At 64.0% G+C, this 13,719-nt stretch carries 20 protein-coding genes; 12 read left to right on the top strand and 8 right to left on the bottom strand.

The window, feature by feature from the left end; all coding sequences use genetic code 11:
• Positions 1-106: 106 nt before the first annotated feature.
• Genes rpsR through rpmB form a run of 4 tightly spaced genes read right to left on the bottom strand, consistent with a single transcriptional unit; the run spans position 107 to position 1,142 of the window.
• Positions 107-361, bottom strand: coding sequence for a 30S ribosomal protein S18 (rpsR, locus tag ONR57_RS02065; protein WP_265121195.1), 255 nt, complete (start codon positions 359-361; stop codon positions 107-109).
• 26 nt (positions 362-387) lie between these two features.
• A complete protein-coding gene (rpsN, locus tag ONR57_RS02060) occupies positions 388-693 on the bottom strand; it encodes a 30S ribosomal protein S14 (RefSeq protein WP_265121194.1) in 306 nt (101 codons plus the stop codon).
• 11 nt (positions 694-704) lie between these two features.
• Positions 705-869 (bottom strand): 50S ribosomal protein L33, encoded by a 165-nt coding sequence (gene rpmG, locus ONR57_RS02055; RefSeq protein ID WP_265121193.1) that lies wholly within the window; start codon positions 867-869, stop codon positions 705-707.
• Positions 870-905: 36 nt separating this feature from the next.
• A complete protein-coding gene (rpmB, locus tag ONR57_RS02050; protein ID WP_265121192.1) occupies positions 906-1,142 on the bottom strand; it encodes a 50S ribosomal protein L28 in 237 nt (78 codons plus the stop codon).
• Between the two features lie 141 nt (positions 1,143-1,283).
• Between rpmB and mrf the strand changes: the two genes are divergently transcribed.
• From mrf to ONR57_RS02005, 9 genes are all read left to right on the top strand, one after another.
• Entirely contained in the window at positions 1,284-2,570 is a 1,287-nt protein-coding gene (mrf, locus tag ONR57_RS02045) for a ribosome hibernation factor-recruiting GTPase MRF (RefSeq protein ID WP_374116368.1), read from the top strand.
• Entirely contained in the window at positions 2,570-2,839 is a 270-nt protein-coding gene (locus ONR57_RS02040; RefSeq protein ID WP_265121190.1) for a type B 50S ribosomal protein L31, read from the top strand. The genes mrf and ONR57_RS02040 overlap by 1 nt, the downstream gene beginning before the upstream one ends.
• A 24-nt stretch (positions 2,840-2,863) precedes the next feature.
• Positions 2,864-3,040 carry a 50S ribosomal protein L32 gene (rpmF, locus tag ONR57_RS02035; protein ID WP_265121189.1) on the top strand — a complete coding sequence of 59 codons (177 nt, stop codon included), beginning with the start codon at positions 2,864-2,866 and terminating at the stop codon, positions 3,038-3,040.
• Between the two features lie 59 nt (positions 3,041-3,099).
• On the top strand, positions 3,100-3,714 hold the full coding sequence (locus ONR57_RS02030; protein ID WP_265121188.1) for a trimeric intracellular cation channel family protein: 615 nt from the start codon (positions 3,100-3,102) through the stop codon (positions 3,712-3,714).
• A 78-nt stretch (positions 3,715-3,792) separates the two neighbouring features.
• Entirely contained in the window at positions 3,793-4,482 is a 690-nt protein-coding gene (locus tag ONR57_RS02025; RefSeq protein WP_265121187.1) for a response regulator transcription factor, read from the top strand.
• Complete coding sequence (locus tag ONR57_RS02020; RefSeq protein ID WP_265121186.1) at positions 4,479-5,888, top strand: HAMP domain-containing sensor histidine kinase; 1,410 nt, start codon at positions 4,479-4,481, stop codon at positions 5,886-5,888. The genes ONR57_RS02025 and ONR57_RS02020 overlap by 4 nt, the downstream gene beginning before the upstream one ends.
• 110 nt (positions 5,889-5,998) lie before the next feature.
• A complete protein-coding gene (locus tag ONR57_RS02015; protein ID WP_265121185.1) occupies positions 5,999-7,327 on the top strand; it encodes a S1C family serine protease in 1,329 nt (442 codons plus the stop codon).
• Between the two features lie 65 nt (positions 7,328-7,392).
• Positions 7,393-7,893 carry a molybdenum cofactor biosynthesis protein B gene (locus ONR57_RS02010; RefSeq protein ID WP_265121731.1) on the top strand — a complete coding sequence of 167 codons (501 nt, stop codon included), beginning with the start codon at positions 7,393-7,395 and terminating at the stop codon, positions 7,891-7,893.
• Entirely contained in the window at positions 7,893-8,117 is a 225-nt protein-coding gene (locus ONR57_RS02005; RefSeq protein WP_265121184.1) for a hypothetical protein, read from the top strand. The genes ONR57_RS02010 and ONR57_RS02005 overlap by 1 nt, the downstream gene beginning before the upstream one ends.
• Positions 8,118-8,194: 77 nt before the next feature.
• Here ONR57_RS02005 and mscL read toward each other — a convergent pair whose 3' ends face one another.
• The 4 genes from mscL to ONR57_RS01985 all read right to left on the bottom strand — a co-directional run bounded on the left by mscL (position 8,195) and on the right by ONR57_RS01985 (position 10,607).
• Positions 8,195-8,614: a large-conductance mechanosensitive channel protein MscL gene (gene mscL, locus ONR57_RS02000; protein WP_265121183.1), complete on the bottom strand. Its 420-nt coding sequence runs from the start codon at positions 8,612-8,614 to the stop codon at positions 8,195-8,197.
• Between the two features lie 98 nt (positions 8,615-8,712).
• Positions 8,713-9,402, bottom strand: coding sequence for an RcpC/CpaB family pilus assembly protein (locus ONR57_RS01995; protein ID WP_265121182.1), 690 nt, complete (start codon positions 9,400-9,402; stop codon positions 8,713-8,715).
• 123 nt (positions 9,403-9,525) lie between these two features.
• On the bottom strand, positions 9,526-9,819 hold the full coding sequence (locus tag ONR57_RS01990; RefSeq protein WP_265121181.1) for an FmdB family zinc ribbon protein: 294 nt from the start codon (positions 9,817-9,819) through the stop codon (positions 9,526-9,528).
• 95 nt (positions 9,820-9,914) lie between these two features.
• Positions 9,915-10,607 (bottom strand): 5-formyltetrahydrofolate cyclo-ligase, encoded by a 693-nt coding sequence (locus ONR57_RS01985; protein WP_265121180.1) that lies wholly within the window; start codon positions 10,605-10,607, stop codon positions 9,915-9,917.
• 150 nt (positions 10,608-10,757) lie between these two features.
• Between ONR57_RS01985 and ONR57_RS01980 the strand changes: the two genes are divergently transcribed.
• Genes ONR57_RS01980 through ONR57_RS01970 form a run of 3 tightly spaced genes read left to right on the top strand, consistent with a single transcriptional unit; the run spans position 10,758 to position 13,620 of the window.
• On the top strand, positions 10,758-11,726 hold the full coding sequence (locus ONR57_RS01980) for a UTP--glucose-1-phosphate uridylyltransferase (protein ID WP_265121179.1): 969 nt from the start codon (positions 10,758-10,760) through the stop codon (positions 11,724-11,726).
• 17 nt (positions 11,727-11,743) lie between these two features.
• Positions 11,744-12,994 (top strand): gephyrin-like molybdotransferase Glp, encoded by a 1,251-nt coding sequence (gene glp / locus ONR57_RS01975; RefSeq protein ID WP_265121178.1) that lies wholly within the window; start codon positions 11,744-11,746, stop codon positions 12,992-12,994.
• The gene (locus tag ONR57_RS01970) at positions 12,991-13,620 is read left to right on the top strand and encodes a GNAT family N-acetyltransferase (protein WP_265121177.1); all 630 of its coding nucleotides are present in this window, start codon (positions 12,991-12,993) and stop codon (positions 13,618-13,620) included. The genes glp and ONR57_RS01970 overlap by 4 nt, the downstream gene beginning before the upstream one ends.
• Positions 13,621-13,719 lie beyond the last annotated feature (99 nt).

Here is a 13,719-nt window from a genome sequence, read left to right as displayed (position 1 = left end):
TACGCGCGCGTCGTGCTGTGACGAAAATTACCCTCACAGCGGAGTTGGCACAGCAAAACCCCCAGGGCACTCAACGTACTGCCTGGGGGTGTGAGCTATCGCGAAGTCAGCGGCTGGAGAAGGGAAGTAGCGCCATCTCGCGCGCATTCTTCACTGCTACTGCAACCTGGCGCTGCTGCTGGGGCGTCAGGCCGGTGACGCGGCGTGAACGGATCTTGCCACGGTCAGAGATGAAGGTGCGAAGCAGGTTGACGTCTTTGTAGTCAACCGTCTCGATACCCGCGGTGATCAGCGGGTTCTTCTTCGTCTTCCGGCTCTGCTCGCCACCCTTCTTCTTGGTGGCGACTGTTTTCTTCCCCATGTGTCCTTCGTTCCTGACGATCGTTGTTACCAGCTCGACTTGTTGACGCCGGGCAGTTCGCCGCGGTGCGCCATTTCGCGCAGCCGAACTCGAGAAAGCCCGAACTTGCGGAAGTACGCACGCGGACGACCGTCTACCGCGTCCCGATTACGTAACCTTACCGCACTTGCGTTGCGAGGCTGTCGCTGGAGTTCGCTGACGGCTGCCATCCGGTCCTCATCGGAGGTGGCCGGGTTGCGGATAATGTCCTTCAGTTCACTCCGGCGTGCGGCGTACTTTGCCACGACTGCCTTGCGTTGCTCGTTGCGAGCGATCTTCGATTTCTTAGCCATAAAACTCTACCTCAGCGCTCTTCCCGGAAGTCAACATGCTTGCGGACAACGGGATCGTATTTTTTCAGAACCAGCCGGTCTGGGTCGTTTCGCCGGTTCTTACGGGTGACGTATGTGAATCCGGTTCCTGCGGTGGACTTCAGTTTGATGATGGGGCGAACCTCATTGCGAGCCATTGTGTGTTCTCTCTTCGGGGGTGGGAAGCCGGCCGGTTAAATCTTGTCGCCGCGCGCGCGGATGCGTTTGACGACGGCCTCGATTCCGTCGCGATCGATCGTCTTGATGCCTTTTGCAGAAACGCGCAGCGTGACGTATCGGTTTTCGCTTGGCAGGAAGTAGCGGCGGCGCTGGATGTTGGGATCCCAGCGGCGGGACGTGCGCACGTGGGAGTGCGAGACGGACTTCCCGAAGCTGGGTTTGCGTCCTGTGACCTGGCAGTGCGCGGACATGGCGGCGGACCTCTCGTAAGTGACATTCGTTTTCGACAAAGCCGACTGAACACGGTACCTTCTTGAAAAGGATTCTGACAATCGTTACCGGCAACGGATTGCTGATAACCGCACAAGCGCAAGCTGTAAAGGGGAATGCTCGTGACCGATCAGCGCACACCAGTAGTGCTGGTCTGCGGATGGCAGGGAAGCTCCGCCGAACAGAAGGCCCGCGTGGTCGCGCAGTCGCTGCTGCGTGAGGGCACGACGATAGTCCACCACGACCTCAGCGAGGTGTCGACGGGGGTGGTGCGCCGAACGCTGATTACCGCAAACGGCCCGATTCCGCGGGAAAAGACGACGATCCTCGAGCTCGCGCACGGCTGCGTGTCGTGCACGCTGCGGGAAGATCTGCTGCCACTGTTGCGCCGGCTGCACACCCGCAGCCGGGTCGAGCGGATCGTGCTCCTGCTTGACCCGGTGCTGGAACCCGAGGCGCTGTCGTGGGCTATCGACAACGTGATGATCGAAGGCATGGTCGGTCATATCGACGGTCCCGCGAGCCTCGACGTCCGCGTCGACGCCACCGTCACGTGCCTCGATGCGGCGACGTGGCTCTCAGATGCCACCAGTGATGACACGCTGGAAGAACGCCAGATCACAGCGAGCCACGACGATGACCGCACAGTGGCGCAAGTCGTCGTGGGGCAGGTGGCATTCGCGGACGCCCTCGTCATTTCTGGGGACGCGGAGGACGGTTGGGAACAGGCGAAGTTGTGCGCCGTCCTGAGCAGGCTCGCACCAGGCGCGCCCATGGCGTGGATGGGAAACAAGCCGGCGATCGACGCAGAACGGCTGCTCGCGAACGTTCCCGCGCACTCGCGCCGCGGTGCAATCACCGACGCGCATTCGCCCATGCTTCGTGGCGAGCCGCCCCTCGATTCGGACTGCGGTGTGCAGATCGTCGAGTACACCGCGCAGCGTCCTTTCCACCCAGGGCGCCTGCACGAGGCGATCGACACGTTGCTCGACGGTGTCATCTGCACCCGCGGGCGCTTCTGGGTCGCGTCTCAGCCTGACCAGGTGCTGTGGATGGAATCAGCTGGCGGTGGCCTCCGCATCGCAGCCTCCGGGCTGTGGCTGGACGCGATGAGCCCAGCAGAACAGGGAGCCCAGCCGGAAGACCGCCGTGCTATTGCCGCCCTGCGGTGGCACCCACAGTTCGGTGACCGGGACTGCTCGATGGCGGTTCTTGTCCACGACGCTGACCCCCAGCGGATCACCGCGGCACTGGACATGGCGTTGCTGACTGACACTGAGCTCGCGCTCGGCGAGAAGGAATGGGCCACGTGGGACGACCCGTTCGGACAGTGGCATGAAGACCCCTGCGAAGACCTCGCCGGTACGGACAATGCGGTAGATCTCACCATCAGGAAAGAAGGACCCTAGTGAAAACTGGCATCCACCCCGACTATCATCCAGTCGTCTTCCAGGACGCAAACACGGGATCGATGTTCCTTACCCGCTCCACCGTTACGAGCGGCCGGACCATCACCTGGGAAGACGGAAACGAGTACCCACTGATCGTCGTCGACGTAACTTCGGAGTCGCATCCTTTCTGGACGGGCGCACAGCGTATCCTCGACACGGCTGGGCGGGTAGAAAAATTCCGTCAACGTTACGGCAACCGCGTGCGGCCTCGCGCCAAAGGCCAGTAAGCGGAAACTGAAAGGAACCTCATCATGGCAGTACCAAAGCGGCGGAAGTCCCGCTCGCGCACTCGCAGCCGCCGGGCGCAGTGGAAAGCCACCGCAGTCGACCTGGTGCCCGTGCGCGCCGGGGGCGAGGCGCTGCGTATCCCGCACCGCCTGCTCACCGCTGTCCGCCGGGGACTGATCGATCCGGATAAACTGCGCTGACCGCGTGCAACCAGAGGGCCCGTACGGATGTTTTTCCGTACGGGCCCTAGGCTTTGTGAGTGCTCCTCCGCATCCTCGACTTCTCAGGGATCGCTGTTTTCGCGGCCTCCGGCGCCCTTGTTGGAGTGTCGAAACGGCTCGACATCTTCGGTGTATGTGTCGTCGGAGTAATCACCGGGATCGGCGGCGGGTTGATCCGTGACGTCCTTCTGGGCATCAATCCGCCCACGTCGCTGCAAAATTGGCCGTACTTCGCCACCGCATTCGCGGCCTGCCTTGTGGTGCTGATACTGCATCCTGAAGTGCGGCGCATCCGGTCTGGCGTCCTCGTCCTTGACGCTGTCGGAGTTGGCGTTTTCGCAACTGGTGGCGCTGGCATCGCGCTCGCGAGTGGTGCGGGCGCGCTGGCGGCCACAATCATCGGGATGATCACCGCCATTGGCGGGGGTGTGCTGCGCGACGTCCTCGTCAACGAAATGCCGTTGCTGTTGCAGCGCGACTTATACGCGCTGCCAGCCCTGCTCGGTGCCATGGTGGTGGTCCTCGCAGACCTCTCACAGATGCCAGAGGACGCAGGCCTGATCGCTGGCAGTGTCATCGCGGCTGGGCTGCGCCTGCTGGCGCTGTGGCGCGGCTGGAATCTGCCGACAGCGCCCCGCCTCGCAGGGCGCTGACACGTCCGGCTGAGAAGAGATACGTTCCGAATGGGACGCTCTTAAGGATTACTTAGTTGCTCAGTACACACTAGGACCATGCGGATTCTCGTTGTGGATGATGACCGCGCCGTTCGTGAGTCGCTGCGGCGCTCGTTGTCGTTCAATGGTTACAGCGTCGACCTGGCGGTTGACGGTGCCGATGCGCTGGAAAAAGTAGCGGACTCAGCACCGGATGCGATTGTTCTCGACGTCATGATGCCACGGATGGATGGGCTCGAAGTGTGTCGTCGCCTGCGCAGTCAGGGGGACGAGCGCCCGATTCTGGTCCTCACCGCGCGTGACTCGGTGTCCGAACGCGTGTCGGGTCTCGACGCTGGTGCTGACGATTACCTGCCCAAGCCTTTCGCGCTTGAGGAACTGCTGGCGCGCCTGCGTGCATTGTTGCGCCGCCGCGCACCACATGAGGGGGGCGAGGGATCCGACACGATGGAATTCGCGGGTCTCAAAATGGATTTGGTGACGCGTGAGGTGACACGGAATGACCGTCCGATCAGCCTCACACGTACCGAGTTCTCGCTGCTTGAGATGCTGATGGCGAACCCGCGCCGCGTGCTCACTCGTGCGCGCATCCTCGAAGAGGTGTGGGGGTACGACTTTCCGACGTCCGGCAACGCGCTCGAGGTATACATCGGGTACTTGCGCCGCAAGACCGAATCCGAAGGGGAAGCGCGGATTATCCACACTGTGCGCGGCGTGGGTTACGTGCTGCGGGAAACGCCGCCGTGAGGGCGGACCGCCGGATCCTCACCCAGCCGCGCGAGTTCACCCGAACGATTTCCCTTCGTCTGCGCGTCGCGCTGCTCGCGACGACGGTTGTGGCATTCGCGGTTGCCCTGATGGCCGCTGCGGCGTACAGCGTCGTGTCGCGGGCGCTCTACAGCGAAGTCGATGAGCAGTTGCGCAACCGGGTCGACACGATGATCGACAGTTACACTGCGGAGCGGCTCGGGCCGGGTGCGCTGGGGACCGCGCGAGTGTTCTCTGAAAACCTCACCGTGATGCTGATTTTCCCCGACGGCACGTCGACGCACCTGCCGCCGCTGCTGGAGGTCGACGAGCCAGAATTCGCGGTGGTGCGCGGCGAAACCGAATCCTCGCTGCGGACAATTGGCAACCACCGGGTTTACGCGGAGCGCAGCCACGGCGGTGTCACCATCGTGCTCGGCCAGGACCTGGGTCCCACACGCGACATTCTCGACCGGATGGCGATTGTCCTCTTTGTCGTCGGTGGGTGCGGGGTTGTCTTGGCGGCCGCGGCAGGTACCGCGGTGGGGCGCACCGGTCTGCGGCCCGTGGGGCGGCTGACCGCGGCTGCGCAGCGGGTCGCGCGAACCGATGACCTCACGCCGATCCCGGTCACAGGGGATGACGAACTCGCGCGCCTGACTCAGGCGTTCAACGCGATGCTTGCCGCGCTGGCTGAGTCACGCGAGCGCCAAGCGCGCCTCGTTGCCGACGCCGGCCACGAGCTGCGCACTCCGCTGACTTCGCTGCGCACCAACATGGAACTCCTCATCGCGGCCAGCCGGCCGGAAGCTCCGGCGTTGTCCGCAGAAGATATGGAAGGGCTGCGCAACGACGTCATGGCGCAGATCGAGGAGCTTTCCACACTCGTCGGGGACCTCGTCGATCTCGCGCGCGAGGACGCTCCCGAGCCCGGTTTTGAACGAATCGACCTCGCTGATGTTGTCGACAAGTGTGTCGAGCGGGTGCGCAGGCGGCGCGGCGATGTGGTGATCGAGCCATACACTTTCCCATGGTTCACGTGGGGGGACCCAGGTGCGCTCAACCGGGCGCTGCTGAACGTCCTCGACAACGCCGCGAAATGGAGTCCGGATGGTGCGACCGTGCGCGTCCGGATGTCATTGCTTGCCCCGCGGACAGTGGAGATCTGTGTAGATGACGACGGCCCGGGTATACCGCCTGAAGAGCGACAACTCGTGTTCGAACGGTTCTACCGGTCAGATGCCTCGCGCTCGATGCCGGGCTCCGGACTGGGGCTCGCCATTGTGCAACACGTTATGCAGCGGCACGGTGGCACGGTGTCGATAGGGGAGTCGCCCAGCGGCGGGGCGCGCGTCACACTCCGCTTGCCTGGTGAGTCACCTAACGGTGCACCGGGGCCAACCTGATCTTTTCACGCCAGATTGACAGTTCCGTCTCACAGAAATTTCAGGCGGCACCGGCACGTTTGACGGAGTAGCGACGCTTGTGCCCGTGGGCATACCGGAAGAGGGGACAGATGAGTAACGAGCAGTATCCGCGCGAACCGCGCCCTGAGGAACCGGCCGCAGCTGGCAGCGGAGACACGCAGCGGTTTCCTGCTTATGATGCTCATCCCGACGCCGGCCAGCCAGGCGGGCTCGGTGTGCCGCCGCATGGTCATGGGCTGGGAGCGCACGGCCAGTATCAGCATGCCCCGTACCCGCAGGGGCCGCTATATCCGCCGGCTGAAACAGGTCAACCGCAGAAGCGCGGCACGAGCCGAACCGGCTTTATCGCGGGGGCGCTAGTGCTTGCGCTGCTGAGTGCGGGTATCGGCGGCGCGGTCGGTGGTTATGTGGCGAGCCAGGACTCGAACTCAGCTCCGCCGGCTGTTTCGGCTCCAGTCAGTTCTGGAGGCGGCGAAGCCGCCCCGGAAGGATCGGTGCAATGGGCTGCTGAGCGCATCATTCCCTCCGTCGTCATGATTGACGTGCGCACACAGCGCGCCTCGGGCAGCGGCTCGGGCGTAATTCTCAGTTCTGACGGGCTGATCCTCACCAACAACCATGTGGTTGCCCCCTCGGATGGGACGGTTGAGGTGTCCTTCTATGACGGGACCACCGCCACTGGACGGGTAGTCGCCGGTGATGTCAGCACCGACATCGCAGTGGTACAGGTGGAAGGCCGCACGGATCTGGTGCCAGCGACTATCGGCAGCTCTAGCGACCTCCGTGTGGGCCAGGACGTTGTCGCGGTGGGTTCACCGCTTGGGCTCGATGGCACCGTCACGTCAGGGATTGTCAGCGCCCTGCACAGGCCGGTGTCCGCGACTGGGGAGACGGGGCAGGACGGCACCACGTCGTACACCGTCATCGACGCGATCCAAACCGACGCCGCCATCAACCCAGGGAACTCCGGCGGTGCGCTGGTGAACATGAACGGTGAACTGGTGGGTATCAACACGGCCATCGCCACGCTAGGGTCAATGCCGGGCCTAAACCCTGGCTCGATCGGGCTTGGTTTCTCAATCCCCATCGATCAGGCACGCCGCATCGCCGAGCAACTTGCCAGCACGGGTCAGGCCACCACTGCACGGCTGGGGGTCTTGCTCGACACGCGTGATCCGGTGCGGGGGGCGCTTGTGACTGAGGTCATCGGCGGGGCAGCTGCGGACGCCGCCGGGATTCCCGAGGGCGCGATCATCACGCGGCTCGATGATCGGATCATCACCGGCGCGGCCGGACTGATTGCAGCTGTCCGGGCGCAAGCACCGGGCGATACGGTGACAATCACCTGGACTGACTCACCAGGGGGAGAGGAACGCACAGTGGAGGTTGAATTGGGTGCTGAGGAGGCGACGCGGTGACGAGTTGGGTGACGACCGGGGATGCGCTGTCGGCGGCCCCAACCGTGGGCATTACCGTAAAGAGCATGGAGATGCAGACGTCGCCGGGCGGGCGCGCACTCGTCGTGATTGTTGACGATCGACAGGCACACGGCGAAAAGGCAGACAACATCGGGCCGCTGGTACGGGAACTGCTGACTGAAGCGGGCTACCATGTCGACGCCACTGTTGCTGTCGCGGCTGATGAGGTGGAAATTCGCAACGCACTCAACACCGCGGTGATCGGCGGTGTTGATCTCGTGATTTCGATCGGCGGGACCGGCACGTCCGCTCGTGATGTCACACCGGAGGCAACGGCAGCGGTTCTTGATCGTGAGATTCCGGGGATCGCGGAGGCGCTGCGGGCTTCTGGGCGGACTGACGGAGTGCATGACGCAGCTCTATCGCGCGGGCTCGCGGGCATTTCCGGCAGCACCGTGGTGGTCAACCTGGCGTCATCGCGCGCTGCGGTCCGCGACGGAATGGCCACCATCGGCCCGCTGGTCGCGCATGTCACTGCCGAGCAGTCGACGTTCGAGGAAGACTAGTGTCCGGTTCGGCGGCGCGCCACGAAACTCACGATCAGGCTCGTGGCGCGAAGGATCGCGTGAAAGACGATGTCCGGCGGAAAGCTGCGCTCGATGCTGTGTTCGGTGCCGTGCTTCCAGAGGACCCGGATGGTCCGGCGGGCCCTGCTGGCCGGGGCGGTGGGGACGCTTCGGTGCGCAGCGACGATTGGCTGCTGGAGAATCGCCCGCCGCACCACGGCTGAGCCTGCCGCCTGGCAGCTGCGACGAACAATTATGGCCCTGTGCTCATTGCGAGCACAGGGCCATAATCACGTTCGAGTCAGGACGTAGCCGGAGGCTGTGCGTTGCGCTGCGCGGCGAGGAGGTCGCGGATCTCCGTGAGGAGTTCGATGTCGGTCACGCCGGCCTCTTCCTCCGCATGCTGCTCCCTGATCAAGCGCTTCTTCGCTGCAGTGAAGGGCACGATGAGCACGAAGTACACCACTGCAGCGATAATCACGAAGTTGATGACGGCGGTGATAACAGCGCCAATGTCAACGAACGTCGCGGGCGCGCCGGACCGTAGGAGGATGCCAAGTCCTTCGACGTCCTGGTCGGCACCAATAGCGGCGATCAGCGGATTGATGATGTTCTCCGTGAACGCCGTCACGATTGCGGTGAAAGCCGTACCGACGACGACCGCAACGGCGAGGTCGAGCACGTTACCGCGCATCAAGAAATCGCGGAAACCCTTGAGCATCGGGCGGACTCCTTCTTTCTGGAGGGATGGACGGGCGACCATCGACTGTCGAGATCGTATACGAGCGAAAGGCCGTTCGCTCTGCAGAACGCTTGCTTTCAGCGCAGCGTGACGGTAATTGCGCTCGTCATGGACGCAGCGGCAACGGCGAGGGCCTGAGGAGGTTCCAGTGCCAGCACGACGAGTGGATCGCTCCGCTCAGAAACGTGCGCAATGAACAACACTGCGGCATCCTCGGCCAGGGCAGCGGGCTCACTGTCCGCGTCACTCCCGCCGCGCGAGTGCGCACTCTCAGCGAGAACATCAACACGGTCGCCTGGGCGCAGTAGTCCTGCGACGGCGGGATCCGCAAGCCTGACAGGCACGGCTCGCGCGGGTGCGTTGCCGGCGATTTCGCCGATGAGGTGGGGCGTGAGTATCCGGGCATCGGTGAGCACCTCGCCCGCCCGTACAGGGCTCGCGGTGCGCTGGCCGATGGCTTGCCCCGCTTCTCCCAAGGCCGTGGCGGGCGCTTCGCCTACCGTCGCAGATGCCACGTCGGTGGGGGTGAGTTCCTCACCAGCGCCTATATCGCGTGCCGCAACGAGAACGGCCTGGCCGTTGCCACCGCCTGCTTGCAGAGCCACGACACAACCAGCCAGGGCGAGCAGACCTGCGGCGATTCGCCGGAGCACGCTTGCACGCGCCCGTATCCGCTGCGCCAGCGCCACCGCTCTGTCGCGGACTTGCGGTGACAGTGAGGCGAAATCCTCGCCCTCGCGCCCTGCCTCGTATTTCCGTCCCCCCACGTGCCCTCCCCGGCCGCGCACTTGATCTGTTCAGCGCCTTATTGACCGAAGCGTAGACGCGGACATGAGGGAGGAACCAGACCCGCTCATCGAACTGTGGATAACTGGCCGACTGTGGAAAACTCAGGACGCTGCTGCTGGTGCGCTTGCCGCCGGCGTGCTGCTGGAACTCGAGGAGCTGGAACCAGCCGAGCTGGAGCTGGAAGAGTCGGAAGATGCCGCTGTGCTCGATGACGACGAAGCGCGGTTGTCAGTGCGGTAGAAGCCGCTTCCCTTGAACACGATCCCCACGGTATTGAACAGTTTGCGCAGCTTACCGTCGCACTTTCCGCACACGGTGAGCGCATCATCCGTGAACGACTGCACAATGTCGAACTTATCGCCGCAATCGGTACAGGCGTAGGAGTAGGTCGGCACAGGGCACCTCCGAAGGCACAAACAAGGTCTTAGCACTCTAGCGTGAAGAGTGCCAAATGAGAAGGCTACTGAGGTGAACCCCACATCTGGCGGCCTTATTCCCCGCTGGAGTCGCTTGAGATCGTCATGAGCCCCGAAACGGGTGTGACAACACCGTCGACGCGCCGGTCATGGGCTGACTCCGGCAGTTCCGCGACGAACTCTGCGTCCCTGACGATGGCAAGAACCGAGCCGGTCACCAAGGTGGCGGCCAGCGCGCGATCGTAGTAGCCCGCGCCGCGGCCGAGCCGAACGCCACGCCGGTCGACGGCGAGCGCAGGTACGAAGATGACGTCCGCGGTGCCGAGTGCCGCGGCGCCGAGGCGGGGACCGGTAGGCTCGAGCAGTCCGTAGCGCGCGGTTGTGAGTGGATACTCAGGGTGATATTGGCCCCAGTCGAGCGTGTTTCCCGGCGCGGTGATCGGTAGCAGCACCTGTGCGCCAGCCGCAGCGAGGGCGTCAAGCATCCCAATTGAGCCGGGCTCATCCCGTGCCGGTACATAGGCAGCGACTACCGCGCTGGCTGGTGCAAATGATGCCGAGGCCGCAGTAAGGGCCAGTGCGGTCAGCACCTGCTCAGTCAGCAGGTTAGCCTCCGCAGCCGCCGTTTGCCCACTCAGCGCCGCGCGTTCCGCAAGGATCGCCGCACGCCATTTATCCTTCGAGTCGAGCCGCGTTTGATCTCCCGCAAAATGCGGTATCTGTACCGGTGCAGGACTGGCACCGAACTGCTCACCCTTATCGCTCATAACTGAATACTCACATGTCTTCCTGTTGAAAACTCCCCCAAGGTGCGAGACGCTTTGCGGGACTGGCCACGAGCATGTTTTCGGGCGCTTGCGCAGGCAAGCTTCGCGGGAGCCTGCTGGATGGCCCACGAACTAGCAACGAGGTGATCTATGACTGAGGCCAACGGGCAGCTGGTGCCGCCGTTCCGGACGGCGATCGTTCCTGCCGCCGGGCTCGGCACACGTTTCCTCCCCGTCACAAAGACGGTACCGAAAGAACTACTACCGCTGGTCGACACCCCAGCGATCGAGTTGGTCGCGACTGAGGCGGCCGAAGCTGGTGCGGGCCGATTGGTGATCATCACCTCAGAAGGCAAGGAGGGCGTTCTCGCTCATTTCGTGCGGCACGAGCTCCTTGAAGGCACGCTCGAAGAGCGCGGCAAGCACGCATTGCTAGACAAGGTTCGGCGCGCACCCGCACTTATGGACGTCGAAGCGGTCGTTCAGGAGGAACCGCTCGGGCTCGGCCACGCAATCGCGTGTGCGGAGGCCGCGCTGGATGACGATGAGGAAGAAATTGCGATTCTGTTGCCTGATGACCTCGTACTGCCCTCCGGTGTCCTCACGAAGATGGCGGACGTCCGTGCGCGCTATGGCGGCAGTGTTCTGTGCGCCATTCCGGTAGATCCGCAGGAAGTCAGCGCGTACGGCGTCTTTGCTGTCGAGCCGACCGGCGATCCCGCTGAAGCCGATAGCGTCATGCAAGTCACCGCGATGGTGGAAAAGCCCTCAGCGGATGAGGCACCGTCCAACTTGGCAGCGGCGGGCCGATACCTGCTCGATCGCGAGATCTTTGGTGCGCTGCGGCGCATCACGCCGGGCACGGGCGGCGAGCTCCAGCTGACCGACGCGATCGCGCTGCTTGTCGAAGAGGGCCACCCGGTGCATATTTTTGTTCACAAGGGCACCCGACACGACCTCGGAAATCCCGGCGGGTTTCTCAAAGCTGCGGTTGACTTTGCACTCGACGACAAGGAGTACGGCCCAGAGTTGCGCTCGTGGATCACTGAGCGGCTTGGGCTGACAATCCCCAGCGATGACCGCTCCGCAGAAAGCGGAGTGGCGGCAGCGGGGAGGTGAAGGAAGGGAAGGGGTTCATGCGCTCGGTTGAGGAACAGCAAGCCCGAATACGGGCCGCCGCCGTAGCGCCGCAACCTGTTCGCGTAGCGATATCCCAGGCCCACGGCCTAGTCTGCGCCGAGGAGGTCGTGTCCGAGCATCCGCTTCCGGGATTCGACCAGGCCGCGGTGGACGGTTACGCCGTTCGCAGCGTTGACGTGACGGAAGCCGGCCCGGACTTCAAGGGACAGTTCGGGCAGCCAGCGGATTTCACGCTCCCCGTCGTGGGGGAGATCCGCGCTGGCTCGCGCCAGCCGGCCCGGCTGCAGCCGAAACAGGCTGTGCGCATCGAAACGGGTGCGCCAATGCCTACTCTCGCGGACGCGGTGGTGCCACTCGGATGGACCGATTCGGGTCGCGCGAAGGTGAAAATATACCGTTCGGTGCGCCAGGGCGATTATGTGCGCAGTGCTGGCGACGACGTTCGGCTCGGTGACATCGCGGTGGCTGAAGGTGCAGTGATTGGTCCCGCACAGGTCGGGCTGCTCGCCGCTGTGGGACGGCAGCGCGTACTGGTGCGCCCCCGGCCGCGCGTCGCGGTCGTTTCCGTCGGGGCGGAGCTTGTCGATATTGACCGTAAACCCGCGTCGGGCCAGGTGTTTGACGTCAACACTTACGCGCTCGCAGCCGCGGCCCGTGACGCCGGGGCCGACGTTACGCGCGCCGGAATTGCGGGCAGCGAGGTCAGCGAGATTCGGGCGGCGATCGAGAGTCAGGTCAGTCGCTCGGAGATCATCGTGATCAGCGGTGCTGTGGGCGGCACTGCGTCCGAGATCGTCCGTGAAGCGCTGCTCGATCTGGGGCATATGGAGATTGGCCGCGTCGCGATGCACCCCGGCTCGGTACAGGGATTCGGCCAGCTCGGCGATCTTAAAGTGCCGACGTTTCTCCTTCCGTCGAACCCTGTCAGTGCGCTCGTCGTTTTCGAAGTGATGATCCGGCCCTTGATCCGGCTGGGCCTGGGGAAGAACAACCCGATGCGCCGCGTCGTCCGTGCAGCGCTGATAAACGACGTCACGTCAATCGAGGGCCGTGCGGGTTTCATTCGTGGCCAGCTAATGCGTGACCGCGAAGGCAACTACGTGGTCCGGGCGCTCGGTTCGGGCACTATGTCGAACCTGCTCGCTGACCTGGCGGAGGCGAACTGCCTCATTCAGGTAGCCCCAGAGGCGACCCACGTCGGAGCGGGCGAGGACGTGGATGTCGCGTTCCTCGCGCAGCGCGGGTGAGCCAGCCTGGCTGGCCGGCCGCGGCTGGCCCTGTGACAGTCGCCGGCGGGGTAGTGCGGCTGCGCCCAGTCCGGCTCCGAGACGCGGCCACCTGGAGCCGCTACCGGCTGAACGACGAGGACTACCTCCGCCCGTGGGAGCCATCTGGCCCTGGAACGTGGGAGTCCCGGCACCGCGCCACAGCCTGGCCGTCGGTGTGCATGAATCTGCGAAACGCAGGACGCAGGGGCATGATGCTGCCTTTCGCGATCGAACTCGACGGACAGTTCTGTGGACAGCTGACGATCGGCAATGTGGTGCGCGGCCCTCTGTGTTCGGCCTGGATCGGGTACTGGGTGGCTCGTGAACTTGCCGGTCAGGGTATTGCCACTGCCGCATTGGCCATGGGGGTGGATCACGGCTTTCAGGCAGTCGGACTGCATCGGCTTGAAGCCACGGTTCGGCCGGAAAATGATGCGAGCAAGGCGGTGTTGCGCCGGGTGGGATTCCGGGATGAGGGGCTGCTGCGACGCTACCTGCATGTGGACGGGGAGTGGCGTGACCACCACCTCGTCGCAATTCTCGTGGACGACTACCCAGACAGCGCGGTGGGGCGATTGGTCCGGCAGAACCGTGCTCAGTGGTAACTAAAGTTGCGCGTGTGGTCATTCACACATGATCGCCGCATCTCACTGGCGTGATCTTCGGCGTGCCTTCCGTTGTCTTACCGTTATTCGCCCTAGCCT

The organism is Hoyosella sp. YIM 151337 (assembly GCF_026041215.1).
Taxonomy (GTDB): domain Bacteria; phylum Actinomycetota; class Actinomycetes; order Mycobacteriales; family Mycobacteriaceae; genus Hoyosella.
Note: the sequence above shows the minus strand (reverse complement) of the source record. Positions and strands in the feature narration are given on the sequence as shown.